General features: G+C 45.2%; 30 protein-coding genes, 5 pseudogenes and 1 other annotated feature. Of the genes and pseudogenes, 23 read left to right on the top strand and 12 right to left on the bottom strand.

Annotated elements, in window-relative coordinates:
* The first annotated feature begins 135 nt into the window (after window positions 1-135).
* From JCM10519_RS13420 to JCM10519_RS13375, 14 genes and pseudogenes are all read left to right on the top strand, one after another.
* Window positions 136-1,143: a hypothetical protein gene (locus tag JCM10519_RS13420; RefSeq protein WP_347844170.1), complete on the top strand. Its 1,008-nt coding sequence runs from the start codon at window positions 136-138 to the stop codon at window positions 1,141-1,143.
* A gap of 64 nt (window positions 1,144-1,207) precedes the next feature.
* Window positions 1,208-2,389, top strand: a pseudogene (locus tag JCM10519_RS13415) (CpaF family protein).
* Window positions 2,379-2,987, top strand: coding sequence for a type II secretion system F family protein (locus tag JCM10519_RS13410; RefSeq protein WP_347844169.1), 609 nt, complete (start codon window positions 2,379-2,381; stop codon window positions 2,985-2,987). The pseudogene JCM10519_RS13415 and the gene JCM10519_RS13410 overlap by 11 nt, the downstream one beginning before the upstream one ends.
* Window positions 2,988-3,131: 144 nt before the next feature.
* Entirely contained in the window at window positions 3,132-3,440 is a 309-nt protein-coding gene (locus JCM10519_RS29900) for a hypothetical protein (RefSeq protein ID WP_347844168.1), read from the top strand.
* 50 nt (window positions 3,441-3,490) lie between these two features.
* Window positions 3,491-4,393, top strand: a complete 903-nt coding sequence (locus JCM10519_RS13405; RefSeq protein ID WP_347844167.1) for an immunoglobulin-like domain-containing protein — start codon at window positions 3,491-3,493, stop codon at window positions 4,391-4,393.
* 46 nt (window positions 4,394-4,439) lie between these two features.
* Window positions 4,440-4,595, top strand: coding sequence for a Flp1 family type IVb pilin (locus JCM10519_RS29895; protein ID WP_347844244.1), 156 nt, complete (start codon window positions 4,440-4,442; stop codon window positions 4,593-4,595).
* Window positions 4,595-5,248, top strand: coding sequence for a hypothetical protein (locus JCM10519_RS29890; RefSeq protein WP_347844166.1), 654 nt, complete (start codon window positions 4,595-4,597; stop codon window positions 5,246-5,248). Before JCM10519_RS29895 ends, JCM10519_RS29890 begins: the two co-directional genes overlap by 1 nt.
* Before the next feature lie 105 nt (window positions 5,249-5,353).
* Window positions 5,354-6,157 carry a DUF5702 domain-containing protein gene (locus JCM10519_RS29885; protein ID WP_347844165.1) on the top strand — a complete coding sequence of 268 codons (804 nt, stop codon included), beginning with the start codon at window positions 5,354-5,356 and terminating at the stop codon, window positions 6,155-6,157.
* Window positions 6,144-6,482 (top strand): DUF5702 domain-containing protein, encoded by a 339-nt coding sequence (locus JCM10519_RS29880; RefSeq protein WP_347844164.1) that lies wholly within the window; start codon window positions 6,144-6,146, stop codon window positions 6,480-6,482. The genes JCM10519_RS29885 and JCM10519_RS29880 overlap by 14 nt, the downstream gene beginning before the upstream one ends.
* A 298-nt stretch (window positions 6,483-6,780) precedes the next feature.
* Window positions 6,781-7,491 (top strand): hypothetical protein, encoded by a 711-nt coding sequence (locus JCM10519_RS13395; protein ID WP_347844163.1) that lies wholly within the window; start codon window positions 6,781-6,783, stop codon window positions 7,489-7,491.
* Between the two features lie 11 nt (window positions 7,492-7,502).
* Window positions 7,503-7,718, top strand: coding sequence for a hypothetical protein (locus JCM10519_RS13390; RefSeq protein WP_054739736.1), 216 nt, complete (start codon window positions 7,503-7,505; stop codon window positions 7,716-7,718).
* 62 nt (window positions 7,719-7,780) lie between these two features.
* Window positions 7,781-8,326, top strand: a complete 546-nt coding sequence (locus tag JCM10519_RS13385) for a hypothetical protein (RefSeq protein ID WP_347844162.1) — start codon at window positions 7,781-7,783, stop codon at window positions 8,324-8,326.
* A 1-nt stretch (window position 8,327) separates the two neighbouring features.
* Entirely contained in the window at window positions 8,328-9,242 is a 915-nt protein-coding gene (locus JCM10519_RS13380) for a DUF6382 domain-containing protein (RefSeq protein ID WP_054739735.1), read from the top strand.
* Entirely contained in the window at window positions 9,239-9,631 is a 393-nt protein-coding gene (locus JCM10519_RS13375) for an FHA domain-containing protein (protein ID WP_054739733.1), read from the top strand. Before JCM10519_RS13380 ends, JCM10519_RS13375 begins: the two co-directional genes overlap by 4 nt.
* Before the next feature lie 196 nt (window positions 9,632-9,827).
* Here the strand turns inward: JCM10519_RS13375 and JCM10519_RS13370 are convergent, their stop codons facing one another.
* The 7 genes and pseudogenes from JCM10519_RS13370 to JCM10519_RS29870 all read right to left on the bottom strand — a co-directional run bounded on the left by JCM10519_RS13370 (window position 9,828) and on the right by JCM10519_RS29870 (window position 13,858).
* Window positions 9,828-10,088 (bottom strand): hypothetical protein, encoded by a 261-nt coding sequence (locus JCM10519_RS13370; protein WP_054739731.1) that lies wholly within the window; start codon window positions 10,086-10,088, stop codon window positions 9,828-9,830.
* Window positions 10,072-10,461 carry a hypothetical protein gene (locus JCM10519_RS13365; protein WP_054739728.1) on the bottom strand — a complete coding sequence of 130 codons (390 nt, stop codon included), beginning with the start codon at window positions 10,459-10,461 and terminating at the stop codon, window positions 10,072-10,074. The genes JCM10519_RS13370 and JCM10519_RS13365 overlap by 17 nt, the downstream gene beginning before the upstream one ends.
* A pseudogene (locus JCM10519_RS13360) lies at window positions 10,458-11,313 on the bottom strand (metal ABC transporter permease). The gene JCM10519_RS13365 and the pseudogene JCM10519_RS13360 overlap by 4 nt, the downstream one beginning before the upstream one ends.
* A gap of 33 nt (window positions 11,314-11,346) precedes the next feature.
* Window positions 11,347-12,021, bottom strand: a complete 675-nt coding sequence (locus JCM10519_RS13355) for an ABC transporter ATP-binding protein (protein WP_347844161.1) — start codon at window positions 12,019-12,021, stop codon at window positions 11,347-11,349.
* Window positions 12,022-12,035: 14 nt separating this feature from the next.
* Window positions 12,036-12,278: a zinc ABC transporter substrate-binding protein gene (locus JCM10519_RS29875; RefSeq protein ID WP_347844160.1), complete on the bottom strand. Its 243-nt coding sequence runs from the start codon at window positions 12,276-12,278 to the stop codon at window positions 12,036-12,038.
* Window positions 12,244-13,023, bottom strand: coding sequence for a metal ABC transporter substrate-binding protein (locus JCM10519_RS13350; protein WP_347844159.1), 780 nt, complete (start codon window positions 13,021-13,023; stop codon window positions 12,244-12,246). Before JCM10519_RS13350 ends, JCM10519_RS29875 begins: the two co-directional genes overlap by 35 nt.
* 670 nt (window positions 13,024-13,693) lie before the next feature.
* Window positions 13,694-13,858 (bottom strand): transcriptional repressor, encoded by a 165-nt coding sequence (locus JCM10519_RS29870; RefSeq protein WP_347844158.1) that lies wholly within the window; start codon window positions 13,856-13,858, stop codon window positions 13,694-13,696.
* Window positions 13,859-14,189: 331 nt separating this feature from the next.
* Here JCM10519_RS29870 and JCM10519_RS13345 point away from each other — a divergent pair, with 331 nt between their 5' ends.
* From JCM10519_RS13345 to JCM10519_RS13335, 3 genes and pseudogenes are all read left to right on the top strand, one after another.
* A complete protein-coding gene (locus tag JCM10519_RS13345) occupies window positions 14,190-14,810 on the top strand; it encodes a rhomboid family intramembrane serine protease (RefSeq protein WP_054739726.1) in 621 nt (206 codons plus the stop codon).
* 23 nt (window positions 14,811-14,833) lie between these two features.
* A pseudogene (locus JCM10519_RS13340) lies at window positions 14,834-15,271 on the top strand (HIT family protein).
* Complete coding sequence (locus tag JCM10519_RS13335) at window positions 15,268-15,798, top strand: sigma-70 family RNA polymerase sigma factor (RefSeq protein WP_347844157.1); 531 nt, start codon at window positions 15,268-15,270, stop codon at window positions 15,796-15,798. The pseudogene JCM10519_RS13340 and the gene JCM10519_RS13335 overlap by 4 nt, the downstream one beginning before the upstream one ends.
* 16 nt (window positions 15,799-15,814) lie before the next feature.
* Here the strand turns inward: JCM10519_RS13335 and JCM10519_RS13330 are convergent, their stop codons facing one another.
* Complete coding sequence (locus tag JCM10519_RS13330) at window positions 15,815-16,882, bottom strand: undecaprenyldiphospho-muramoylpentapeptide beta-N-acetylglucosaminyltransferase (protein ID WP_054739724.1); 1,068 nt, start codon at window positions 16,880-16,882, stop codon at window positions 15,815-15,817.
* 110 nt (window positions 16,883-16,992) lie between these two features.
* On the opposite strand from JCM10519_RS13330, the gene JCM10519_RS13325 reads away from it, so the two are divergent.
* Window positions 16,993-17,481: a hypothetical protein gene (locus JCM10519_RS13325; protein WP_054739722.1), complete on the top strand. Its 489-nt coding sequence runs from the start codon at window positions 16,993-16,995 to the stop codon at window positions 17,479-17,481.
* 100 nt (window positions 17,482-17,581) lie between these two features.
* On the opposite strand, the pseudogene JCM10519_RS13320 reads toward JCM10519_RS13325, so the two are convergent.
* Window positions 17,582-17,942: pseudogene (locus JCM10519_RS13320) on the bottom strand (arsenate reductase family protein).
* Between the two features lie 257 nt (window positions 17,943-18,199).
* Here JCM10519_RS13320 and JCM10519_RS13315 point away from each other — a divergent pair.
* From JCM10519_RS13315 to JCM10519_RS29860, 4 genes are all read left to right on the top strand, one after another.
* Window positions 18,200-18,727 carry a hypothetical protein gene (locus tag JCM10519_RS13315; RefSeq protein ID WP_054739939.1) on the top strand — a complete coding sequence of 176 codons (528 nt, stop codon included), beginning with the start codon at window positions 18,200-18,202 and terminating at the stop codon, window positions 18,725-18,727.
* A 118-nt stretch (window positions 18,728-18,845) separates the two neighbouring features.
* Window positions 18,846-19,280: a MarR family transcriptional regulator gene (locus tag JCM10519_RS13310; protein ID WP_347844156.1), complete on the top strand. Its 435-nt coding sequence runs from the start codon at window positions 18,846-18,848 to the stop codon at window positions 19,278-19,280.
* A gap of 27 nt (window positions 19,281-19,307) precedes the next feature.
* The gene (locus JCM10519_RS29865; protein ID WP_347844155.1) at window positions 19,308-19,574 is read left to right on the top strand and encodes a hypothetical protein; all 267 of its coding nucleotides are present in this window, start codon (window positions 19,308-19,310) and stop codon (window positions 19,572-19,574) included.
* Window positions 19,559-19,843, top strand: a complete 285-nt coding sequence (locus JCM10519_RS29860) for a GerMN domain-containing protein (protein WP_347844154.1) — start codon at window positions 19,559-19,561, stop codon at window positions 19,841-19,843. The genes JCM10519_RS29865 and JCM10519_RS29860 overlap by 16 nt, the downstream gene beginning before the upstream one ends.
* 50 nt (window positions 19,844-19,893) lie before the next feature.
* On the opposite strand, the gene JCM10519_RS29855 is transcribed toward JCM10519_RS29860, so the two are convergent.
* Genes JCM10519_RS29855 through JCM10519_RS29845 form a run of 3 tightly spaced genes read right to left on the bottom strand, consistent with a single transcriptional unit; the run spans window position 19,894 to window position 21,716 of the window.
* Entirely contained in the window at window positions 19,894-20,394 is a 501-nt protein-coding gene (locus JCM10519_RS29855; RefSeq protein ID WP_347844153.1) for a DUF885 family protein, read from the bottom strand.
* Window positions 20,366-21,352, bottom strand: a complete 987-nt coding sequence (locus JCM10519_RS29850) for a DUF885 family protein (protein ID WP_347844152.1) — start codon at window positions 21,350-21,352, stop codon at window positions 20,366-20,368. Before JCM10519_RS29850 ends, JCM10519_RS29855 begins: the two co-directional genes overlap by 29 nt.
* A 10-nt stretch (window positions 21,353-21,362) precedes the next feature.
* On the bottom strand, window positions 21,363-21,716 hold the full coding sequence (locus tag JCM10519_RS29845; protein WP_347844151.1) for a hypothetical protein: 354 nt from the start codon (window positions 21,714-21,716) through the stop codon (window positions 21,363-21,365).
* A gap of 143 nt (window positions 21,717-21,859) precedes the next feature.
* Window positions 21,860-22,147, top strand: a binding site (T-box leader).
* A gap of 91 nt (window positions 22,148-22,238) precedes the next feature.
* Between JCM10519_RS29845 and metG the strand changes: the two are divergent.
* A pseudogene (metG, locus tag JCM10519_RS13295) lies at window positions 22,239-24,219 on the top strand (methionine--tRNA ligase).
* The last annotated feature ends 9 nt before the right edge of the window (window positions 24,220-24,228 follow it).

Raw genomic sequence — 24,228 nt, 5'->3', positions numbered from 1 at the left:
AGGGACACTTGGCTCTATGGTTTTTTTGGGGATAAGGTTGAGGGAAGAACTTCCTTCAACCTCCCGATGCTGGTTAACTGGATATGCAAATTTATCCGCTTGATTTATTAGTATACAAAATAAGGAGGTTTGTTTTTGGCAAAGAGAGTGATGGCGGTTTATGATACGGATCCTTTGTATACAGAGAGGTTCGCAGAATTTGTAAGCCAAAAGGAGCAGGTATCGTTCACGGTTATGGCATTTACTGACCTGGAACAACTAAAGGCTTATGGAGAAGACCATAAGATAGAACTTCTGCTCATTAGTTCCTCCATTTCCAGGGAGGAAATAGAAAAGGCAGGCGCTGCTTTTGTGGTCATGCTGGCTGACGGTGAGGCAGTTCCTCCGGAAGGGCAGTATCCAGGTGTTTATAAGTATCAGGCCGCAGACAGCCTGATGCGTGAGGTGATGAAGTATTATTGTGACGATCCAGGAGATCCGGGATATGCCATGATTTCAAAGGCAGGCAGGATCATTGGAGTATATTCTCCTGTCAACCGTTGCTTAAAGACTTCTTTTGCCCTTGCCATGGGACAGCTGCTGGCCCGGGATTTAAAGGTACTTTATTTAAATTTAGAGGATTGTTCCGGATTCCGGCGGTTGATCGGAGAAGAGTACAGGGGAGGTTTATCTGATCTTTTGTATTATTACAGCCAGGAGGGGTTTCGCTGGGTACGCCTTGGATCCGTTGTCTATACCTGGGGGGAGCTGGATTATGTGCCGCCGGTGCAATATCCTGAGGACCTTTGCCAGGTGACCGGGCAGATGATGGCGGAGCTGGTAAGCCACATTGCCAGGGAGAGTGCTTATGAGTCCATTATCCTGGATTTAGGCCAATTCGGAAAGAAGGCGGCAGAGGTGCTGGAGGTATGCGATGTGGTATATATGCCGGTAAAGGATGACTGCGTATCCGCAGCTAAGATAGAAGAGTTTGAGGAATATCTGGTGTCATCCGGCCGCGGGTTCCTTAAAGACCGGATTCAAAAAATAAAGCCTCCCTACCACTGCAGCTTCAATCGGAAGGAGAACTATTTGGAACAGCTCTTATGGGGGGAATTGGGGGATTATACAAGACAGCTTTTAGGAAGCAGCCATAAGCTTTGAAAGGGATTGCCAAGGGGGAACAGTTATGGATGATGATGAGAGAAGAAAATTGCGGGAAGAAATCATGAGAGAGCTGGATGAGCGACAGCAGGTAACTGATGAGGAGCTTTATGCCATCATAGACCGTAGAATTCTGGAGTACGGGCAAGTCAGTTTTCTTCCCCTGAAAGAAAAGATGGAGCTTCGGGGCCGGTTTTTTTGATTCCTTCCGGCGGCTGGGGGCCCTTCAGGAGCTGGTGGATGACGAGGACGTGACGGAAATCATGGTAAATGGGGCAACCCATGTCTTTGTGGAGAGGAATGGACGCATGGAGCAGTGGGCCAGCGCCTTTGACAGCCAGGAGCAGTTAGAGGATACCATCCAGCAGATCGTCAGCAGGGTAAACCGTACGGTAAATGTATCAAGGCCCATGGCGGATGCCAGGCTGCCTGATGGTTCCAGGGTTCACGTAGTGCTGCCCCCTATTGCACTGGACGGCCCTGCAGTGACCATCAGGAAATTTCCAAAGCCCATTACCATGACAAGACTGTTAAAGCTGGGCTCGGTTACAGAAGAAGCTGCAAATTTCCTGAAATGCATTGTAGAGGCAGGCTACAATATTTTTATCAGCGGCGGGACCAATTCCGGAAAAAGTACATTTCTCAATGCGTTATCCGCTTACATCCCCCGGGAAGAGCGGATCGTAACCATTGAAGATTCTGCGGAACTAAAGATTACCCATATTCCGAATCTGGTAAGGCTGGAAACAAGAGAGGCCAATGGGGAGGGGGATGGAGAGGTGACAATAGGAGACCTGATCAGGGCCGCTTTGAGGATGAATCCTTCCAGAATTATCGTGGGAGAGGTGAGGGGAAGGGAGGCTTTGGATATGATATCAGCCATGAACACCGGACATGACGGAAGCCTTAGCACGGGTCATGGAAACAGCCCCAGGGACATGCTTTCCAGGCTGGAGACCATGGTGCTTATGGGAGCAGATATCCCGTTGGCAGCGGTCAGAAGCCAGGTCGCGGCGGCAATTGATATTTTAATTCATCTGGGGCGTTTAAGAGATAAAAGCAGGAGGTCCTGTCCATTGTGGAGGTAATTGGTTATGAAGACGGAGAAATCAGGCTTAATCCGCTATATAGGTTTGAGGAAGATTATGAGAACCGGGAAGGAGGACCGGCTGTTCAGGGCAGTCTTAAAAAGGTGGGAATCATTCAAAACACCGAAAAACTTAAAGCAGCAGGCATTGAAATATGAGAACTACGTTCTGACGCCGGTTCAGTGGTGCCTGTATGGATTTCAGGGCCTGGCAGCAGCAGGGCTTTTCGCTTACGTCTTTTACCGCAGTATCGCGTCATTTCTGCTATTTGTCCCAATGGTTTTTATTTTCCCCATGATTAGAAAAAGAGAGTTAAAGGAAGAACGGCTTCAGCAGTTGAACCTGGAATTTAAAGAGGGCATTCTGCTTTTAGCTTCCTTCTTAAGTGCCGGTTATTCTGTGGAGAACGCGTTTTCTGCTTCTGTAAAGGAATTGATTTTACTTTATGGGGAGGAGGGGATGGTTTCTAAGGAATTCAGCCATATTGAGAGCCAGATCCGGATGAACCGTTCGGTGGAGCAGGCGCTTTCTGAATTTGCTGGCCGCAGCGGTCTTGATGATGTTAAAAACTTTGCGGAGGTATTTGCCGCGGCAAAGCGAAGCGGGGGAGAGCTGGTTTCGATCATCAGCCACACGGCGGCTGTAATAAGGGATAAGGTACAGGTAAGACAGGAGATTTTAACGATGACAGCCTCAAAACAGTTTGAACAAAAAAATCATGAGCATAATCCCGTTCTTTATTGTTCTTTATATTGATATAACTTCTCCCGGATTTTTTTAACATCATGTACAGTACGGGGATCGGAAGGGTCCTTATGACCCTGTGCATGGTCATTTACATCGTGGCCATGGGGATCGTAAAGCGGATTATGAGGATTGAGATATAAAAGGAGAAGACAGATGTTAAGAAAAGGCAGCAGAATATGGAGATTTCCTTTTTCTAAAGTACAGACGGCCTGCGCAGTTTCCGGGATTGTCTTATATGTTGCCATGAAGCTGGTTTTTTCACCAGGCGGGCAGGCGGTATCTGAAGGGGGCGGGCTTAAACGGGCAGAGCCGGGCCAGGGAGAAACTACATACGATATTCTGGTATCCGGGCTTGACCGGGAGAATGGTGATAGGAAGATACCTCTTAAAATCCTGTCAGGGAGCGGAAGTATGGGACGGAAGAAGCAAGGGAGCTGTTTCAGAGGATCCAGCCTGAACTGATAAAGCAGATGCTGGGGGAAAATGAGTCTCTGGAGGAGGTGAGAGGAAACTTGAATTTAAAGAACAGCCTGGGAGATTATGGGCTTAGAATCAGCTGGGAGTCTGATAATCCCCAGGTGATCGATTCCTTTGGAATCCTTCACAATGAGGAAATACCGGAACAGGGAGAAACAGTCTGGTTAAGGGCCAGAATAAAGGCTGAGGGTCATGAAGGACAATATGAGTTTAAAGTGACGGTCTATCCGCCCGCCCTTACCCAGGAAGAAAAGGCCGCCTCTGCCTTTCTCCAGTGGATAGGCCAGATGGATCTTAAAAATCAGACGGAAGACCGCCTGTTACTGCCGTCGGTTTATGAGGGGAAAAATCTAAAGTACTTCCTGCCTGAAACGGCAGATTTCCGGATATTGCCGGTACTGGGACTTTTACTGGCGGCGCTTCTGTACATAAAAGAAGAGTTTGACAGGAAAAGCCTGGCAAAGATGCGGGAGCAGCAATTGCTGCTTGATTATTCTGAGGTAGTCTCCAAGCTGGTAGTCTACATCGGGGCAGGCCTTACGGTCCGGGGAGCCTGGGAGAGGATTGCGGCAGGCTATAAGGAGTCGGTGAAGCAGGGGAAGAGAAACGTGCGTCCGGCGTATGAAGAGATGGTGAAAACAGCGGGGCAGCTTGGCAGCGGATTGTCGGAAGGGCGGGCTTACAGTGAATTTGGAAGGCGCTGCGGCTTGCAGGTTTACATAAAGCTTTCCGCTCTTCTGGAACAGAGTCAGAAAAACGGAAGCAGGCAGCTTCGCCCTGCTTTGGAGCTTGAGATGGTCTCAGCCTTTGAGCAAAGAAAGAACCTGGCGAAAAAACTGGGAGAAGAAGCTGGAACCAGGCTTTTGCTGCCTTTGCTTATGATGCTGGCAGTAGTCATGGTCATGATCGTGGTTCCTGCGTTCCTGGCATTTTATTAGAAGGGGGGTGAAAGGATGCTGACATCGGTAAACAGACAGATCAGAGATTTTTTTAAGGGAAGAAGATGGAGTAGGTGTTATTGAAGTAGTGCTGATTCTGGTGGTTTTAATCGGACTTGTTATTATATTTAAAAAGCAGATAACGACTCTTCTTGATAACGTATTCAAGGAAATCAACAGTCAGTCTAAAGAGGTGTATTGATGCGCAAAAGCGGACAGGTAACAGTGTTTTTCAGTATGGCCCTTTTATGCATATTCAGCCTGATGTGCGGGCTTTTAGAGTCCGCACGGACTGCTGGATCCAGGAGCTATTTAAAGCTGGCAGCTGATTCTGCCATGGATTCTGTATTCAGCAGATATCATAGAGAAGCCTGGGAAACATACCGTCTCTTTCTTTTGGAATGTGAGAATGATGATGAACTGGAGGAGGCGTGGAAGGGATTCATGAAACCTTATATGGACAGCTCCGGCTGGTATTCCATGGATGTGGAAAAGGCAGATACAGTCGGGCTTTATCGTATTACCGACGGAGGAGGGCAGTATTTGAAGCAGGAGATACTGGATTATATGAAGTATGGAATTTTTGAAAGTATGACAGATGAAAAGAGTACAGAAGACCTGCTTAAGAGCTTAAAGGAAGCAAAAGCCGTGAAGCAGTTATCCGGATCTTTTCGTGACCATGAAAGGGAAGCGGTCCGGCTGGAAAGGGCCTTGGAGGATATCAATGATTCTTTAAAGCAGCAGAAGGCTTACTGGCGGGCTTCCTATGAAAGAATCAGGGATTATGACGGTCCTGGATTTCGAAGAGAGGCGGATCAGCTGGAGCGGGAAATGAACAGGTCCCTGGACTTGTAAAGACTTATGGGAAAAGGGCAGATGATTTAAAAAAACAGCATAAGCGAAACAAACAATGGCTTATCAGCGGCTCAGGAAGAATTAAGCCAGGAAGTCCGTGAGGCTTTGAGCGGTGATACCTCCTGCTATGGATCCTATGTAAATCAGGATGGGGAACGAAGGCAGGAAATTGAGGCCCTTCCCGGGCGGCTGGAACAGCTGAAACAGGTTATGAACCATGCAAGGGAACGTTCTTTTGAGGTAGAGAGCATTATTGATAACTGGGACAGTGATGATGAAGAGGATGAAGGTCCGGATCTGTCTGAGCTATGGGGTTCCGTAGGAGAAATATGGGTTAAGGCAGACAGCCCATCTCTTTCTTATTCCAATGGAGTGAAGGACCCGGAAAAACAGAGACTTCTGGAACAGGTGGAAGGATTCATGCAGACAGGTCTTTTATCCCTGGTTCTGCCTGATGGAAAGGAAATATCAAAAGGTATTTTGTCTGACGGTTCTTTTCCTTCCGTCACCTGTGGGGAAGGCCAGGTGCTGGAGTCGGGCCTTGCAGACCGGGTCTTGTTCGGGGAGTATTGCGGCCGTTTTCTCACAAGCTTTCTCTCGGAGGAGGATAAGGAGGTAAAGTACGAGTTGGAGTATCTGGTTTCAGGGAAGAAAACAGATGAGGAGAACTTAAAGCAGACGGTTTTAGATATTCTCATGATAAGAGAAGGCATGAACTTAATTCATATTCTTTCAGACGGCCAGAAGCGGGAGGAAGCAATGGCTTTAGCCGGCCTTATTACCGGATCTGTGGGCCTGGCTCCTCTTACCGGAATTGTTGCATTTTTTGTAATGAGCATCTGGGCGCTTGGCGAGGCGATCGTGGATGTGAGAATGCTCTTAGAGGGAAAAAAAGGTGGCCTTTCTTAAATCAGGAGCCACCTGGAAGCTGTCCCTGGACGGTCTTCTGGAATTAGGAAGAACGAGAACATGTACAGGCGGAAAAGATGATGAAAATGGAATTGGTTATACAGGCTATTTAAAGCTTCTTCTTTTTCTGGGAGAGCCTGGGCAACAGCACTACCGTCTTATGGATGTGATCCAGATGAATTTATGCAGGAAACAGGCGGATTTTCGCATGGTGCACTGCGTTTATCAGGCAGAGGTAAGGGGGACTGTGAGATCAAGGCATATGTTTTTCGGAGGGAATAATCCCTTCTATCCGGTGGAAGTCCGGACAGAAAAAGCATATTGAGGGACAGCCTGCGGGCATACCTTTATGCACAGTCAATTATGCAAAGTCAATTGGGCAGAAAATAGGAAAGGAGGTGGCTGATCATGCCCTTTTTCAAGGAGTTCCAAGAAAAAAAATAATAAAAAAAATTGTTACTCTCCAGGTACAAATCCCTTTTACGAAACATGGATTCCTTGTAAAAAGGGTATTATCATCTGCCTCCAGCTTCCAAAAAAAGGGGAGCCTGACTATAGAGGCTGCCCTTGTCCTGCCCCTCTTTCTGTTTTTTACGGTGATCCTCATCCTTCCCATGGGGGTAATGAATGAGGGGCGGCGTATTCAAACCGCCCTGGAGGCGGCAGGAGAAGAGGTAAGCCAGTATGCTTATGTGTTGCATCGGCTTAAACTGGGAGAAAGGCTGGAGGCCGCAGGAATCGACGGCTTTTCAGAGGAATTTTTAGAAGGGCTGACGGAGGAGGGAATACTTCTCTACGTGAGAAAGCGGGTAGAGGGACGGGCAGGGTTTGAACGGCTTGAATCAACATCTTTTGCACGATCAGCCGTTTTAAGGGATGAAGAGACCATTGACTTGATCATGGATTATAGGGTCAGAATTCCTTTTTCCGTTTTTGGCTTAAGCAGTATCCCCATGACAGCCAGATGCTGCCGCAGAGCCTGGATCGGCCAGGAGGGAGGAAGCAGCAGGAAGACAGGGCAGGAGGATGAGCTTGTATACATTGGAAAGGCAAGTACGAGATACCACCGGCAGCGGACTTGTCATTATTTATATAATGACATAGAACAGATTTCATTTAAAGAAGTTGAGAACGCCCGTAATCTATCCGGTGGAAAATATAAGCCCTGCAGCAGATGCGGCAGATTTGCAGAGGAAAACGGCAGTGTATACATCATGTCGTCAGGAGAGCGGTATCACAGTGACAGGAATTGTTCTTCCATCATGGCCTATGTGGAGGCTGTTCCATTATCCCAGGTCCGTCATCTGGGAGCGTGTTCGTACTGTTCACAATAGGGGGGTGTCCTATGCTGGAAAGCATAAATAAAATTTCATTTGGAGTATTTTTACTGGCGTCTGCCTGGGAAGACGGAAGAGAAAAGGCTGTCAGCGTGTGGCTTTTTAAGGCGGCAGGCATAGCCGGGGTAATTCTGGCTTTTTTTACAGGGAGATATTGGAGCAGAGCGGTTGTTAAGCTGTATGGTTGGGATGGGACTCCTTTTCCTCAGCCGGTTAACAGATGAGGCAATCGGCATGGGAGATGGCTGGTTTTTTGTAGTCAGCGGTCTTTTTTTTAAGAGCACTTTTGAACCTGAAGTTATTGATCTATGGAATCTTTTTAAATGGCATTGTCTGCGGTGGAATTTATCTTTTTGGCTGGCTGCGGGGGAGGGATGTAAAAAAAGCAATCAATACCCTTTCTGCCATTTCTGGTTCCTGTGTGGATTGGACTGGTGATGCTGTGAAGGGAAAACTGCGGGGAAGCTATACTGTTGAGGTGGCTTTTATTATGGCAATTGTTTTATGGGCTCTGATGGTTTCCGTTCAGGCGGCTTACCGGCTGAGAGATGAAGTAGTGGGATCAATGGCACTGGAAGAATCTGTGCAAAGGCTGCGCCATAACGAAACCGAGCCGCCGGATGAAGCAGCGGTGTGGGCAGCTAAAAGGGCCGGACCCCCCTTTTCCTGGAAAAAATACGATTTTCAGATTAAGATGGCAGGAAACCCTGTAACAGGCAAAAGGGTGGAAGCCTGTGGCAGGGCGGGGACCTGGAAGCTTGAGATGGAACAGGGCGTGTTTGATCCGGAGAATTTTTTAAGGATGTTGACTCTCATCAATCAGGAGGAATGAAATGAAGGCAGCATACAGACGGGAAATGAAGCACAATTATTTAATCATGGAGCCGGAGGAGGCCGGATATGAAAGTTATGAAATACATATGATGGCGGCAAACAGGATAGAAGGATTGCTGAAATTCCATGTAAAGCAGGTGGATAACCGGAAATTTTATTATTATGAGATCACTTCTAAGCAGCCTTTAAGCAGAGTTCTTGAATGTCATAGCCTTGGGGGAGAGGAGCTTAAGAAGTTAATCGGGGATATTGGGCAGACTTTGGAGAAGCTGGAAGCTTACCTGCTTAAGGAAAAACAGATCCTTCTGGAACCGGAATATATTTATGTTGAACCGGAACAGTTTACGGTTTCCCTTTGCCTTATTCCCGGAAGGCAGGTGGGATTTCCGGGGGAAATGACCGAGCTGCTGCGGTATCTTCTGGGTAAGGTCAATCATCAGGATAAGGAATGTGTAGTAATGGCTTATGGCCTTTATCAGGAAAGCCTTAAGAAAAATTATGGGATAAAGGACCTCCTTGAAATTGCCGGAAAGAATTGTGCAAGGGGAAAAGAAAGGGATGAAGACCTTACCAAGCCGGAAGGAGACAGCAAACCGGAAGAAAGCCATATCTCACCTCAACCCGATTTTCTAAACCAGGAAGTGGAGGAAGGGAATAGTTTTTTTGATGTAAAAGAGAAAGGAGCTGTTCTTATTATCCCAATATTAGTCATGTTTGGTATAGCCGCAGCTTTATGGCTGGTTTTGGGCATGGAAGGGATCAGGAAATACTGGTATGGGGTGCCTTTGGCCGGGGGTTTCTCAGCTTTAGCAGTCTTTACCGCATGGAAGAAAGAGACCGGTCAGCGAAAGGAGATAATGATAAAAGGGAAGAGAGAGATCATCAGCCAGGGTCGAGCTATGACTGGCAGATGACGTTTGAAGAAGAAATAAAGGAAAAGACGCCAAAACATGAAACTGGAGATGAGGAAGTAATTCAAACGGCCCTGTTGACTGATACAACGGCTGATAAAAACATCCGGTACTTGCGTGCGGTTGGCAGTGATGTGGAAGACATTGTAATTACTTATGTTCCTTATTTAATTGGAAAGCAGGAAGGTATGGTTGACTGTGTCCTTGCCGGAGAAGCCGTCAGCAGGATCCATGCCAGGATAGATCGGGAAGAAGAGGAATACCGTATCAGCGACTTAAATTCCACCAATGGAACGTCTGTCAATGGGCGGTTATTAGAAACGAATGAAACAGTTGCTTTGAAAAAAGGAGATGAAGTTTTTATTGCAAATTTCCCGTTTATATTTACATGAGATAAAACTTATCTCCAAATTTTAAGCAGCACCGGCCGTTTTTTATACTGGTGTGCTAGTAGCACGATCTACAGGTGGTACAATCTGCAGGTGCCATGTTCTATAGGAAAGAGCAGAGGAACCTCATATACCAGCCAAGGGTCAAGAGCAAAGAAACAATTATGGCAGTTAATAAAGGCGGTATGGGAATGATATCCTATACCGCCTTAACATCGTTTACCAGCACATAATAATACGTGTTGCCTTCTTCTACATAGCTTTGAAACACACCTGTTATTTCTATTTCGCTTTCTTCTTCCGGATAATCATCCGGATAAGTATGATCCCCGTTCCAGATTAATTCCAGCCCTTGCTGACAGCAGGCAGTGGCATCCGCGATTACCAAGGCATAAAAGTTCTTATTTTTCGAATCCTGGTATACCTGGAATATCCCTTCGGCTTTAATTGTTTTTCCCACATATTCTTCCGGCGATATCATTATATTGTATACCTCGGAAAAAAACCATGGTGCTGCTTAATTTCGTCAGATCAATATCAAAACCTGTGTTATTCGTAGAGTCAGCCGGATAATCCTTAAGTGAACCGGATGACTCCTCCTGGAATTGCTCCGTGGCTGGCTCAAAGGAATCAGAAGGATAAGAATTGATGTCAAAGTCTTCAGCACTCTCTGGTTCGTTTTGTTCAGAGCCTGCGGCGCCATATTGACCGGAGTCTGTCCTATCTCCTTGCGGCAGCGACGGACCGGGAACAGTACCGGCGTTCTTCCCGCAGCCTGTTAATGCCAGGTTCACCATTAAAAGCAACAGAATCATTAAAAAGCTGCGTTTCATCCTCTGACACCTCCCCAGATCCAACCAATGAGGGAGCATATGGCAAAGGCGGCGATATCAACGGCAACAATGGTCGAGCCCACCGGTGTTCCGGCCAGAATGGACGTTAGAATTCCCAGCACGGCGCAGAAAACGGAGAGGATTGCAGAACAAAGGATCACTGACTTAAAGTTTTTAAATAAACGCATTGCCGAGAGCGCCGGAAAGATGACCAAAGCGGAGATCAGCAGTGAGCCTACCAGATTCATGGCAAGTACAATAATAATGGCTGTGATGACAGCGATCAGCAGGTTGTATTGGTCCGCTTTCGTGCCGGTGGCTTTTGCAAAGTCTTCATCAAAGGTAACCGCAAATATCTTATGGTAAAAAAAGAAGAAATACAGCTATAACGACAACTGAAAGGGCGGCGCAAAGCCATACCTCCGTTTTTGTCAGCGTCAGAATAGAGGTTGAGCCAAACAGGGTGCTGCATACGTCTCCTGCCAGGTTGGCTGAGGTGGAAAATATATTCATGAGCAGGTAGCCCAGGGCCAGAGCACCAACGGAAATCATTGCCACAGCTGCATCGCCCTTGATTTTTGCATTTTGTCCGGTGCGAAGCAGAAGAATTGCACATACAATCGTGACCGGCAAAATGAGCAGCATCTGATTGGACAGCTTCATCACCGTTGCAATTGCAATCCCTCCAAAGGCAACATGGGAAAGTCCGTCGCCGATAAAGGAAAACCGCTTTAACACCAGTGTGACACCCAGCAGAGAGGAACAGAGAGCGATCAATATTCCTACAATCAGTGCATAACGCACAAAAGGATATTCAAAATACAAGGCTAATTTTTCAATTAATACACTCATGCTTCTTCGCCTCCGTCCTGAGTTGAAAATCCTTTACCAATGCTGGTGCTTAAGTACTCGTCCTTTGTCCCGAAAAAAATAAGGATTTCCCAAGTGAAGGATATGGCTTGCATAGTTTACGGCGGCGCTGATATCATGAGATATCATAATAATGGTGATGCCTTCCTCATTTAGTTTGCGGATAAGTTCATACATCTCGGCAGTGGCCTTTGGATCAAGACCTGAAACAGGCTCGTCAAGCAGAAGAATTTTTCCGGCAGCGCACAGCGCCCGGGCCAGCAGAACCCGCTGCTGCTGGCCTCCGGACAATTCCCTGTAACACTGTCTGGATAAATGAGAGATTCCCATTTTCTCCATGTTTTCACGGGAAAGCTGTTTTTCTTCCCGGTTGTAATAGGGACGCAGCCCGCATCGGTTTAAGCAGCCGGATAAGACGATTTCCCCGACTGAAGCCGGAAAATCCTTTTGCACGACTGTCTGCTGTGGCAGATATCCCATCCCTCCCGGCTGCAGGCTGTTTTCTATGACAATACTTCCTTCAAGGGGAGTCAGAAGGTGCAGGATGGTTTTCATGAGCGTGCTTTTACCGGAGCCGTTTTCTCCCACAATACAGAGATAATCTCCGCTGTTTACGGAAAAGTTAAGTCCTTTAAGGACAGTTTTACCGTCATACCCAATGTTTAAGTTGTTGCATGTAAGCTGTGCCACTTTAATTCCTCCTATTAATTTAATGCATCTTTCAGCACTTCCAGATTCGCCTGCATAATGGAAAGATAGGTGGCACCACTTTCTGCATCCTTTGAGGTGGTAGATTGCATGGAATCCATGGAACGTATTGTCTGATTTTTGTCCTTGGTGTTTTGGGCGATGGTTTCGGCGATTTTATGCTTAGTGCCTTCTATGGTCAGCACAGTGTTAAGTCCTAATTCATCAACCTTTTTTTGAAAGAAAGGCAATGGTCTCAAAGCTTGCTTCTGTTTCAGCCGAGCAGCCCACAAAAGCGGCATAATAGGTAAGTCCGTAATCATCTATCAGATAGCGGAAGGGGAAACGGTCCCCAAACAGCACTGCATTCTGTTTTGCAGAGTTTACCGTCTGCTGGTAGCTTTCATCCAATTGATTCAGCTTTTTTTCATAGGCATCGGCGTTTGCAGAATAATCTGCAGCGTTTGCACTGTCGATTTCGCCCAGCTTTGATGCAATATAATTACTTAAGATTTTAGCATTTTTCAGTGACAGCCAGACGTGCTCGTCATATTCCGGGCCTTCTTCGCTGTTCTCCTGGGTTTCTTCTTCTGATTCCATTCCTTCAACGACTTCTTCCTCTTTGACCGTGTCGCCCAGAACTTCCAGGAGATTGACCACGACCATATCTTTGTTTTTGGCTTCCTTTAAGGCATCCTTGACCCAGTAGTCGGATTCGCCGCCCACATAGATAAACATATCGCAGTTTGAGATTTTGATGATATCATCCGCTGTCGGCTGATAGCTGTGTAAGTCCACGCCGTTATCCATAAGCATGGTGATTTCCCCATTGTTGCCATGGCTGCCGAGAATTTCTTTCACCCAATCGTATTCCGGGAAAATTGTGCATACCACGCTTAGCTTATTGTTATTGCTGGTCTTTGTTGTTGCATTTGTGCTGGAGCAGGCAGTAAGTGCTCCCATTATCATAAGTCCTGCTGACAGGCAGGCGATTAATTTTTTCACTATTAAAACCTCCGGATAAATATTGATGATTAAAAATGGGCATAAGAATATAAGGAAGCATTGATCAATCGCTTTCTGCCCCCAAATGGGCAAAATACTCCCTTGTGAAAGTCAATATTCAATTCGTCAGCTTTACCTTAAGAGAAACCAAAGTGTGTGAAGGGTTGCGGTGAAATACCGGAATCACTAAGATTACAAAAAAAGTGAGCTGCCGCGAATACGGCAACAGCAGACGCAAGACCTGTTCCAAGAGTATTCAGCGCCTGGACGCAGGCCTGAACTTCAAGACAGATGGGACAGTTTTCGCCTATGCAGTTATGGCGGGTCTCAGCAGTAATAAAAAAATACGGAAAAGAGCAGCATAAAAAGAACCGCCAGGGTGATAAACCCGGCAAGAAGTTTTTTGTTTTTTGCCATGTCTCTTCCTCCTTTAAAACGATGGGCACATCAGATACAGTTTTTGCAGATCCCGTAAAGCACGGATTTCTCTTTTCTGATCTGGAATCCATCCATTCTTAAAATGTCTTCCAGCATTCTGTCCGCAATGTGAGCATTCATATGAAATGTTCTTCCGCATTTTATGCAGTTCATATGAATACAATTACGGCAGTCTTCTGAATGAATATACTGATAAAAATCTCCCGGCTTCCTTCTTTTGTAAAGCGGTTGATCAGCCTTTTTCCTGCAGATAAGTGAGATTACGGTACACCGCACTTAAACTGACCGAAGAACCGGAAAGGCTGTCTGCAATTTGTTTTGCGGAAAATTGCCTGTCAGGGTTTTCCTGCAAAAATGCGAAAAGCTGTTTTCTTTGTGCTGTCATATAGTTGGCCAAAGGGATCACTTCCTAATTTGCGAATTATTTGCAAATAAGTGTACTGCGGAATTGAAAGGTTGTCAAGCTAATATGCGAATGCTTCGCAAATTTTTTTCGCTTTTCAATGTTTTTTCCTGCTTTTTTTTAGGATTCCGGCTCCTTTAAGAACCCTTGCCTGACAGGGAGGGTTCTTAAGAAGCTTTTTAGAAACTGCCGTCCGGACTTTTAACGGATGAATTTTCAGGCAGGAGTGAAATGGTGAAGTTTTTACCGCAAATTTCGCGTTTATATTTACATAATATGTCAGGCTGTGTTAAAATAAGCATAATATTTATCAAGGAGAGCGGCAATGAAAGACTTGTACAGGCGTAAGAAGGCATTTGTAAACGTTGGTTTAATCGCAATAAATGTCATCTATTTCCTATATCTGGAGCTGACAGGCTCTACGGAAAATACGCAGTTTATGGTGGCGCATGGAGCGATGTATGCTCCGCTTGTGTTAGAGGGAGGAGAGTATTTCCGGCTGCTCACTTCTGTTTTTATGCATTTTGGAATTAACCACATTATGAATAACATGCTCATTCTGTTTATCCTGGGTGATAATCTGGAAAGAGCATTGGGCCATATAAAATACCTGTTTTTCTATCTGCTTTGCGGAGTGGGCGCCAATGTGGTGTCCATGATCGTGAACCTTGGAGAATACCGGACTGTAGTCTCGGCAGGGGCGTCAGGCGCTATTTTTGGCGTGATCGGAGGCCTTTTATATGCGGTACTTATCAACCGCGGCCGGCTGGAGGACTTAAGTGTCAGACAGCTGGCAGTTGTGATTGCATGCTCCCTGTATTTTGGTTTTACCAGCACAGGCGTAGATAATGCAGCCCATATTGGCGGTCTGTTTACAGGCATTGTTATGGGCATTCTCCTTTACCGCAGGCCGAGAAGACGTCAGGATATGGAAATATGGGGATAATATAATTGGAAGGAGGTGAGCAAGTGAGGGAAGATAGTTGCATTTTCTGCAAGATTGCAAATGGTGTGATACCTTCTGAAACGATATACGAGGATGACACCTTTTGTGTGATCCTGGATTTAGGGCCAGCTTCCAGAGGCCATGCTTGATTCTTCCAAAACAGCATTACAAAGATATCTGTGAGCTGGATGAAGAAACGGCAAAAAAAGGTCCTCCCATTAGCGGCTAAAATAGGAAACGCCATGAAAAACTCATTAGGATGTGCCGGATTTAACGTTGTGCAGAATAATGGGAAAGAAGCAGGACAGACAGTTTTTCATTTTCATGTGCATTTGATTCCTCGTTATGAAGACGGCCCTGTTATGGTTTCATGGGTGCAAAGCGAGGCAAATCCGGAAGAATTGACACAGACAGGAGCGGCTATAAGGAGCGCCCTGCAATCAGAGGGACATAATCAATGAGCATACATGAAGATGAAAATTTGCTGCTGCAGTCTATATACGGAGAATATCAGGGACTGCTCCGCAGGATAGCGAAAACACTCAATGTGCCAGACATGGAACTTGACGATGTGGTGCAGGAAACTTTTATTTCATATTTTGAGAATTATTCATTATCATGGACAGATACGCGAAAGAAAGGCATGCTGATTAAGATTTTAAAACGTAAATCCATTGACTGCCTCCGTAAAAACGGCCATTATGAAAAAGTGAGCCTGGATGAAGGAGATGCGGTCAATGAGGTAGCGATGCTTACGAGATATGTGGTCACTGATCCACTGGATGTGATCCTTGGAGAAGAAGCTCTTTTAAGGATAACCAGGGAGATTTCCAATATGAGAGAAGAGTGGAAGGAAATGGCTGTTCTTTATTTTCTGGAACAGCTGACCATTCCTGAGATTTGCGAAATCCTAAAAATTCCGGGAACGGTTTGCCGCTCCCGGATATATCGTACAAGAGTTTGCTTAAAAAAAGATCCTCGGTCCTAATTTTCATGTGTAAAGGTCAATTCTGAACCAGGGATTCGATCATATCAATGATGGTATCAACCGCATTGTATAATTCACTTTGCTCCATTTTTGAGATAAAAGCCTGCCGGTTGGCAAATGTTTCGGTGATTGTCTGTAAGAGAGAATCTCCGGTTAGGTTTTCCTCCTCCAGAAGGGAGCTGAAGCCCTGCTTTGCGAAGGATCTGGCATTTAAAATCTGATCTCCCCTGCTGGCGGCAGCGGAAAGAGGAATCAGAATATTTGGTTTTCTAAGTGCGAGAATTTCACAGATGGAATTGGCTCCGGCTCTTGAGATCATAAGATCAGCAGCAGCAAAAAGATGTTTTAAAGGGGCGTCTACATATTCGTATTGTACATATCCTTCCGTTCCGATCAGGCTTTCATCCAGATTGCCTTTTCCGCAGATATGTATCACCTGATAATTTTTAAGCAGTTTCGGGAGAATTCCCCGTAAGGCGGTATTGACCGTTACGGAACCAAGACTTCCGCCGATGATCAGGATAACTGGCCGGTTTGCAGATAACTTTGCATATTTTAATCCTGTCATGCGATCCCCTTTTAAAAGCTCTTTCCGTATGGGAGAGCCTGTGAGTACGGCTTTATCTTTTGGAAGATAAGGAAGGGTTTCCGGAAAATTGCAGCATACTTTTACAGCAGACGGAATACAAAGCCTGTTGGCAAGCCCTGGAGTCATATCTGATTCATGGATAATAACAGGTACCTTGCAGTGTTTGGCTGCCATTACCACGGGAACGGCCACAAAGCCTCCTTTTGAGAAAACCACATCCGGCTTGTAATTTTTTATCAGTTTCAATGCTTCCCAATATCCTTTTAATACGCGGAAGGGATCAGAGAAGTTTTTTAAGTCAAAATACCGACGGAATTTACCGGAAGAAATGCCGTCATAGGGGATGCCGGCTCTTTTAACGAGCTGACTTTCGATTCCCTGGTATGATCCTATATAGTGAATATCGTAATTCCGCTCTTTTAAAGAGGGAATTAAAGCCAGGTTCGGGGTAACATGGCCGGCTGTACCGCCGCCAGTTAAGATGATTTTTTTCATAAAGCGTTGCCTCCCAAATTCGATATACTATTATAGTAAACGTTAGCGATAAAAAGTCAACCCCAAAGCTTGTGGGAACTTAAGGATAACTTGTATTTAAGAGGTGTAACGTGGAGAAGGAGAGAAACCATGGAAAAAAATATTCTATTTTAAAACGGATGAAATTTTATGTATCGCCCCAGGAAAAATTAGAAGCCCATCTGCTTGATTATATGCAGGAGCATCCGGAATTAACACCTGAGCCTCCCTCCCCTCCTCCCGGCGAATTTCAGAAGATTATGGCGGAGCTTAACCGGCGGGGGGCGGAAACATTGGTAAGAAAGCAGCTGAGGGTGATGTATTACGGCCACAGATTTGTAAGCTCCCTGCAAAAGCCGCTTCTTATTGTAATGGTAGTCCTGATCATACTGGCTGCCTCCTCAATCGGTGCATCGGCAAAGAAGGCCCATGAGTACCGCTTAAAAGACCAGAATACCAGTAATAACGGAAATGAGGTACTAAAAGAGGACAAGATGTCAAATGCAAATGAAGAATTGAAAGAACATCTTGGGATCACGGTTTTAATGATTCATAACATACCCCATAAAATGGAACGGTGAAATTTTATGGCAGAATACCCGGCGGAAAGGAGACAATCCTGAATCCCGCCGGGTATTTTGTATGTTTAACCATGGGAAAAATCTGTTCATGGGATAAGGATTACCGGAGCAATGCTGCTTCCCATTCCTTTTCCTTAAAGCCAACCAGTACGAAATCTTTGCCAATGATTAAGGGACGTTTTACCAGCATTCCATCAGTCGCCAGAAGCTCGATCTGCTCTTTTTCACTCATGCCGGGCAAAAGCTCTTTTAAATTCTTTTCCTTGTAGAGGATCCCGCTGGTATTAAAGAACCGCTTCATGGGAAGGCCGCTTTTTTTGATCCAGTCTGCAAGCTCTGTGGCGTTTGGATTCTCTTCTTTAATATTTCTGGAGTCATATGCTATTTCATGGGCATCCAACCACTTTTTTTGCATTTTTGCAGGTACTGCAGGGAGGATATTGTAAAAATAAAATGTTCATATCTGTACATCTCCTTTCGGTTAATAGCGTAAGTCCGCAGCGCGGCGGGTGAGTCCTGCGGATTCACCCGCTCACGGGCATTCGCCCTGTGAAACAGGCCATGAGAAGACTTTCTTATGTGCGGGCATAACGAAAATATTCCCATATCCTGTTTCGCACTGCTCATTGCTTTCGTGGATATTTTACCTCAAAATGCCTTGAATGAAAAGGAAAGAATTGGAATAAACTATAACAATCATGGGTTTTTAGGTGAAAATATGAAATTTTTATTGTTTCTGTCGGAAGCGGCAGTGCCGCTTATCATTTTTTACATGGTAGGCTTTGGCATATTGTCCAAACGTCCGGTTTTTGATGATTTTATAGACGGGGCTAAGGATGGAATGAAAACTGTAGCAGGAATCATGCCTACACTCATTGGACTTATGACTGCGGTGGGGGTGCTCCGGGCTTCCGGTTTTCTGGATTTTCTTGCAAAATGCCTGACAAAGCCGGCTGCTTTCTTTTTTCTTCCCGCACCGGTTGTACCGGTTATTTTAGTTCGCCTGGTATCAAACTCAGCGGCAACAGGGCTTGTGCTTGATATTTTTAAGAAATATGGAACTGACTCCTATATCGGTATGCTGACTTCTGTGATCATGAGCTGTACGGAAACCTTATTTTACTGTTTAAGCATCTATTTTGGAACCGTAAAGATCAAAAAAACCAGGTATACCCTGGGCGGTGCATTGGCCGCCACAGTGGCAGGTATTGCCGCCAGCGTCATCATATCCCGTTTTCTGGTATAAAAGGTATTTTTTTATTTCGATTTTAAGAATTTCATAAGAATTCAGGTGGTTGTCTTGGGATACATAATCATGTATAATTACGAAGAAGCTTTTATTGTCATATGTGAAGGGGATAAACGTGGATACTTACGGGACTCTTAACGAAGTTTTGGTAAGACTGTTTCGGGATATTATGGATATAGAACAACAGGCTATCATTACACAGGAATTTAACAACATTACAAATAATGATATGCATGTGATCGAGGCCATTGGTATTGGTGAGCCAAAGAATATGTCAGCCATAGCCAGGGAACTGTCCGTTACGGTCGGTACGTTGACCATTGCCATGAACAGTCTTGTAAAGAAGGGGTATGTGACCCGTCAGAGAGGAAAAGAGGACCGACGTGTTGTATATATCTCTCTTTCAGAAAAAGGGAAAGAAGCCTATGAGCACCATGCCAGATTTCATCAGGAGATGATCGCCGGTGCTGTTGCAGGCTTAAGTGAAAATGAGATAGAAGTTTTGATCAAAGCTCTGACCAAGTTAAACTTGTGGTTTCGGAGCCTTTAACAGAATTTAAGGAGGCAATATGCAATTATGAAAAAATTCATCGTGTTTTTAATGAGCGCAATGATAATGATGTCCTTAGCGGCATGTGCACCAACACAGCCTAAGATGGAGACCACAGCGCCTGGTCCGGATGTGATGGCTTCAACGGGAGGCGCCAGTGATAAAGTTCCTGATCCTAATGCAGAGCCTATGGAGATCATTTCCGTATACAGCCGGAATGATGATTCCACCGGTTTAAATCAGGCAATGGATGCAGTATCCGAACTGACGGCAGACGCATGGTGGACAAGCTGATTGAATACGGCGTATTAGAGGAAGATACAAAGGTTCTGAAATTTGAAGAGAAAGATGGAACTGCCACTCTTGATTTATCCAAGATGCCGGAAAAGGATTCAACCGAAGATTTACTTACCCTGACAGCGGTTGGCAATACCTTTATCGAGAATTTTGAACTTGATAAATTAAAACTTCTTGTTAATGGAAAGAATTATTCCAATGATCAGATCAAGCAGGGAGAGAATGACTATCTGGAATATGTTAAGAATTATAAGAAAATAAAATAAAGACAAAAAAAGGCAGAAGCGGTTTATTACAAGCTTCTGCCCTTTTAGATTTATGGATTTCTTAACTGTTTTGACAGCCAGCTGCGAAACGCAGGCTGGATTACAGAAAACGGAGCAGGACCAATATCAAGCAAAAAGGTGTGGAAATTCTTTAAATTAAAATCATCCTTTAAGATCTTTTTGGCGGTGTTCCGCATTTCCATAATCTCCATATATCCCACGTAGTATTCCATATAATTGGTGGGGTTTTCGATCAGGCTGGAGTAAATGGAATCTGCAATATCTGTTTTCTCAATATTATAAAACGTGCCAAGGTATTTGGCTGTCTGCTCTTTATCCCAGCCCTCATAATTGATGCAAATATCCAGATATGCATAGATGCCCAGGGTAACGGCAGTATTATGTGCCAGAAGCTCACCAAGCTCCGGAGGAAGCCCGTTATCTAAGGTGTAGGAGTAAAACTCCACATAGGTAGCCCAGCCTTCCGAATAACTGGAAAAGGAGAGGATGCTTCTTAAATCGCTAGGTTTCCTGCTTAAAAAAATAAACATTTTGATATAAATGTCCCGGATAGCCTTCATGAGCCAGGGTGGTGTATAGGTCATCATTTTGAAAACGCGGGTTACCGTTGATGTAAATGACATTATCCTCATAACGGTCCAGAGGAGGAACCAGGTAAAAGGCGGGGCTTAAAGAGGCCTCCAGGGAACTGGGAACGTATTTTACCGTATAGTTGCAGGGCGGAAGTTCAGGAAAATCCTTTGAGATCTGGGATTTTAAGGATTCCAGGATCTCTTCCGGCTTGGTATAATGAAAGGAATAGTTCTCAAGGTGATCCAGCACTTCCGGATGTTCCTTTGTAATCTGTCCTATGGCCTGGATATCGGAGTTTAACTGTTTTTCAATTGCCTTTGTCAGGCTTCGGATGGAATCATAGGAGGTTCCGGTGTTGGAATGGACCAGGTATTCAAAGTATTCCTTTCCCTTGGGATACCAGGATAAGCCCTTGTCATTGGTCCCGGTCCCCATAAGGGCGGTGATGCCGTTGACAAGATTTTTATAGGCAGGTATAAAATGCTCTTCCAGTACTTTTAGATTCTTTTCTTTATAGGAAGCTTTTTCTTCATCGGTTAAGTCCGTAAGGGCATCCACCCGGGTATTGAAGGTGTCTGCAAGGAAGCTGTGGTCAGGCTGGATCAAATATGCCTCGCAGGACTTTAATAAATGGTCTGCGGAAGCGTCAGACATAAACAGGCCTGCTTCTGATTTTTGCTTTTCAAACTCCAGGATCTGCCCATAATAATCATCAATGGTAGAAAGCAGTGCAAGATAGTGGTCCACATCATCCCGGGTATAAAAGGCATATTCTGAGAACAGAATGGGAAGCTGTGCCTGGATTCCGATGGTGGTTGTTAAAGGCTGGGCGTAAAGCTCCAGGCCGTCGGAGCTTAGTTCTGTTTCTATGTAGGAGCGGAGAATCTGCCAGGTAAGCTTCTGTTCGTCGGTCAACTGACGGGGGTTAAAACCATCCAGATTCTTTTTTTAAATCCAATAGTTCTTTTGTTCCCTGTTTCATTTTTTCCAGAGAAAAATCCCCCAGGGTCAAAGGAACGGTGTCAAGTCCCCGGGAAGCCGGATCTGCAATGCTGAAATGAAAGCTGATTCCGGATTCACTGATCTCGTCACGAAACAGGTCATTTGTAAATTGATCAAACTTGTTTTGAGCGGATAAATCCCTGGCATGGTATTGTTCGTACCCGCTCCATGAAGACGTTGCAGGCGATTTATTGGTAGGTGCACAGGCACAAAGCAGGGAAACAGCCAGTATGATGGAAAGAAAACGGCGGCCCTGTTTCAAAACGATGTTCTTCATATATGATTCCTCCGTGATTCACTATTATTATTTATATGATGATATTAAAAAAAGTCATGACAAAAGCACTGATGTACTAGCTTACCCGCTTGACAAACCTTACTGAAACCATTAAACTATGGTTACCGACAATCTATTTATATGAGAATGCTGAGAAAAGAAGAGTAAGAAATCAACCTCATGTGCAGAGACTTCCGGAAGCTGAAAAGGAAGCTTGAGCGTATTTCCCAATATGGCCTTGGAGCAGCGGAATTGAATTGGCGAAGTGCGCCTTTAAATTTCGACGGTTACACCCGTTATCGTGTCAGACTGTTATTAAGTAACCATAAGGTCTTAAGCTGATTTTATGAAACAAACGCAGCCGGTAAGGTCCGTACTGTAAGGTACGGATAAATTAAAGTGGTAACACGGGATAGTTCCCCGTCTTTAAATTTCCGAAAGGATATTTTAAGACGGGTTTTTCTTTGCAGAAAGGGAAGAAACCCTTTGCTCATCCCATTTTATAAACAGGAGGAAATCAGAATGTGTAAAGACTCTAACAAAAAACCATATTATATCACCACGGCTATTGCCTATGCATCAGGAAAGCCACATATCGGCAATACCTATGAAGCAATATTAGCAGATTCCATCGCCCGTTATAAGAGAGCAGAGGCTATGACGTATTTTTCCAGACAGGAACCGATGAGCATGGCCAGAAGATTGAGGAAAAGGCAGAGGCAGCAGGAATCACGCCTAAGGAGTTCGTAGACAGGGCTGCCGGTGAAATTAAGAATATCTGGGATTTGATGAATACCTCTTACGATAAATTCATCCGAACCACAGACAAGGAGCATGAGGAGCAGGTTCAGAAGATCTTTAAGAAGCTCTATGACCAGGGAGATATCTATAAGGGACATTACGAAGGCTTATACTGCACGCCCTGTGAATCCTTTTTTTACAGAATCCCAGCTTGTAGACGGCAAATGTCCGGATTGCGGACGTGAAGTGAAGCCGGCAAAAGAAGAGGCATATTTCTTCCGCATGAGCAAATATGCGGACCGTTTAATAAAACACATCAATGAGAACCCGGATTTTATCCAGCCTGTGTCCAGAAAAAAATGAGATGATGAACAATTTCCTCCTTCCAGGACTTCAGGATCTTTGCGTATCCAGGACTACTTTTAAATGGGGAATTCCAGTGTCCTTTGACCCGAAGCACGTCACCTATGTCTGGCTTGATGCGCTGACCAACTATATTACAGGAATCGGCTATGACTGTGACGGAAAAAGCAGTGACCAGTTTGCCAAATTATGGCCGGCAGACCTTCACCTGATCGGTAAGGATATTATCCGGTTCCATACAATTTACTGGCCTATTTTCCTTATGGCCCTTGATATTCCTCTGCCAAAGCAGGTATTTGGCCATCCATGGCTGCTTCAGGGAGACGGCAAGATGAGTAAATCCAAGGGAAATGTCCTCTATGCGGATACCCTGGTGGATTTCTTCGGTGTGGATGCAGTCCGCTATTTCGTCCTTCATGAAATGCCATTTGATAATGACGGGGTCATTTCCTGGGAGCTTATGGTTGAGCGCATGAACTCCGACCTGGCTAATATCCTGGGTAATCTGGTGAACCGTACCATTTCCATGTCCAATAAATACTTTGGCGGCATCGTGTCTGACGGAAATGCAGCAGAGGCTGTTGATGAGGATCTTAAGGCAGTGGTGTTAGAAGAAGTGAAAAAGGTTCAGGAGAAGATGGAGAAGCTCCGCGTTGCTGATGCAATGACGGCAATCTTTAATATTTTCAGAAGGAGCAACAAATACATTGATGAAACTGCTCCATGGACCCTTGCAAAGGATGAAGCCTCAAAGGGCAGGCTGGAAACCGTTCTTTATAATCTGACGGAAGCCATTGCCATCGGAGCCTCCCTCCTTGATTCCTTTATGCCGGATACTTCCAAAAGGATTCTTAACCAGCTTAATACTTCAAGGAGAGAGCTGTCCCAGATGAATGAATTCGGTGTATATCCCTCTGGAAATAAGGTGACTGATAAGCCGGAGATCCTGTTTGCACGTATGGATATTAAGGAAGTTATGGAGAAGGTGGAAGCCATGTATGGACCGAAGGAGGAAGAATCCAGGGAAACTGCCAAAGAAGATGGTTCTGCTGTGATTGATATAGAAGCCAAAGCAGAGATCGAATACGACGATTTTGCCAAGCTGCAGTTCCAGGTAGGCCAGATCATTGCCTGTGAGGCCGTTCCAAAGTCAAAGAAGCTTCTGTGCTCCCAGGTGAAGATCGGAAGCCAGGTAAAGCAGATTGTCAGCGGAATCAAAGCCCACTATTCACCGGAAGAAATGGTTGGCAAAAAGGTGATGGTTGTGGTAAACTTAAAACCAGCAAAACTGGCTGGAGTCCTGTCTGAAGGCATGCTTCTCTGCGCGGAGGATGCAGAAGGCAATTTATCCCTTATGGTTCCGGAGAAAGCAATGCCGGCAGGAGCAGAAATCTGCTAATTAAAAGGG

Source organism: Clostridium sp. NkU-1, from assembly GCA_001312405.1.
The sequence above is the reverse complement of the archived record's forward strand: the minus strand, read 5'-3'. Positions and strand labels throughout refer to the sequence as shown.

What these genes read in the sequence shown, in the direction of transcription:
- JCM10519_RS29900 (WP_347844168.1), top strand. Translation starts at nt 3,132, where the DNA reads ATGTTAAGAAAAGGCAGCAGAATATGGAGATTTCCTTTTTCTAAAGTA.
- JCM10519_RS29890 (WP_347844166.1), top strand. Translation starts at nt 4,595, where the DNA reads ATGCGCAAAAGCGGACAGGTAACAGTGTTTTTCAGTATGGCCCTTTTA.
- JCM10519_RS13395 (WP_347844163.1), top strand. Translation starts at nt 6,781, where the DNA reads ATGAATGAGGGGCGGCGTATTCAAACCGCCCTGGAGGCGGCAGGAGAA.
- JCM10519_RS13390 (WP_054739736.1), top strand. Translation starts at nt 7,503, where the DNA reads ATGCTGGAAAGCATAAATAAAATTTCATTTGGAGTATTTTTACTGGCG.
- JCM10519_RS13380 (WP_054739735.1), top strand. Translation starts at nt 8,328, where the DNA reads ATGAAGGCAGCATACAGACGGGAAATGAAGCACAATTATTTAATCATG.
- JCM10519_RS13375 (WP_054739733.1), top strand. Translation starts at nt 9,239, where the DNA reads ATGACGTTTGAAGAAGAAATAAAGGAAAAGACGCCAAAACATGAAACT.
- JCM10519_RS13365 (WP_054739728.1), bottom strand. Translation starts at nt 10,461, where the DNA reads ATGAAACGCAGCTTTTTAATGATTCTGTTGCTTTTAATGGTGAACCTG.
- JCM10519_RS13345 (WP_054739726.1), top strand. Translation starts at nt 14,190, where the DNA reads ATGAAAGACTTGTACAGGCGTAAGAAGGCATTTGTAAACGTTGGTTTA.
- JCM10519_RS13335 (WP_347844157.1), top strand. Translation starts at nt 15,268, where the DNA reads ATGAGCATACATGAAGATGAAAATTTGCTGCTGCAGTCTATATACGGA.
- JCM10519_RS13330 (WP_054739724.1), bottom strand. Translation starts at nt 16,882, where the DNA reads ATGAAAAAAATCATCTTAACTGGCGGCGGTACAGCCGGCCATGTTACC.
- JCM10519_RS13315 (WP_054739939.1), top strand. Translation starts at nt 18,200, where the DNA reads ATGAAATTTTTATTGTTTCTGTCGGAAGCGGCAGTGCCGCTTATCATT.
- JCM10519_RS29865 (WP_347844155.1), top strand. Translation starts at nt 19,308, where the DNA reads ATGAAAAAATTCATCGTGTTTTTAATGAGCGCAATGATAATGATGTCC.
- JCM10519_RS29860 (WP_347844154.1), top strand. Translation starts at nt 19,559, where the DNA reads ATGGTGGACAAGCTGATTGAATACGGCGTATTAGAGGAAGATACAAAG.
- JCM10519_RS29855 (WP_347844153.1), bottom strand. Translation starts at nt 20,394, where the DNA reads ATGTTTATTTTTTTAAGCAGGAAACCTAGCGATTTAAGAAGCATCCTC.
- JCM10519_RS29845 (WP_347844151.1), bottom strand. Translation starts at nt 21,716, where the DNA reads ATGAAGAACATCGTTTTGAAACAGGGCCGCCGTTTTCTTTCCATCATA.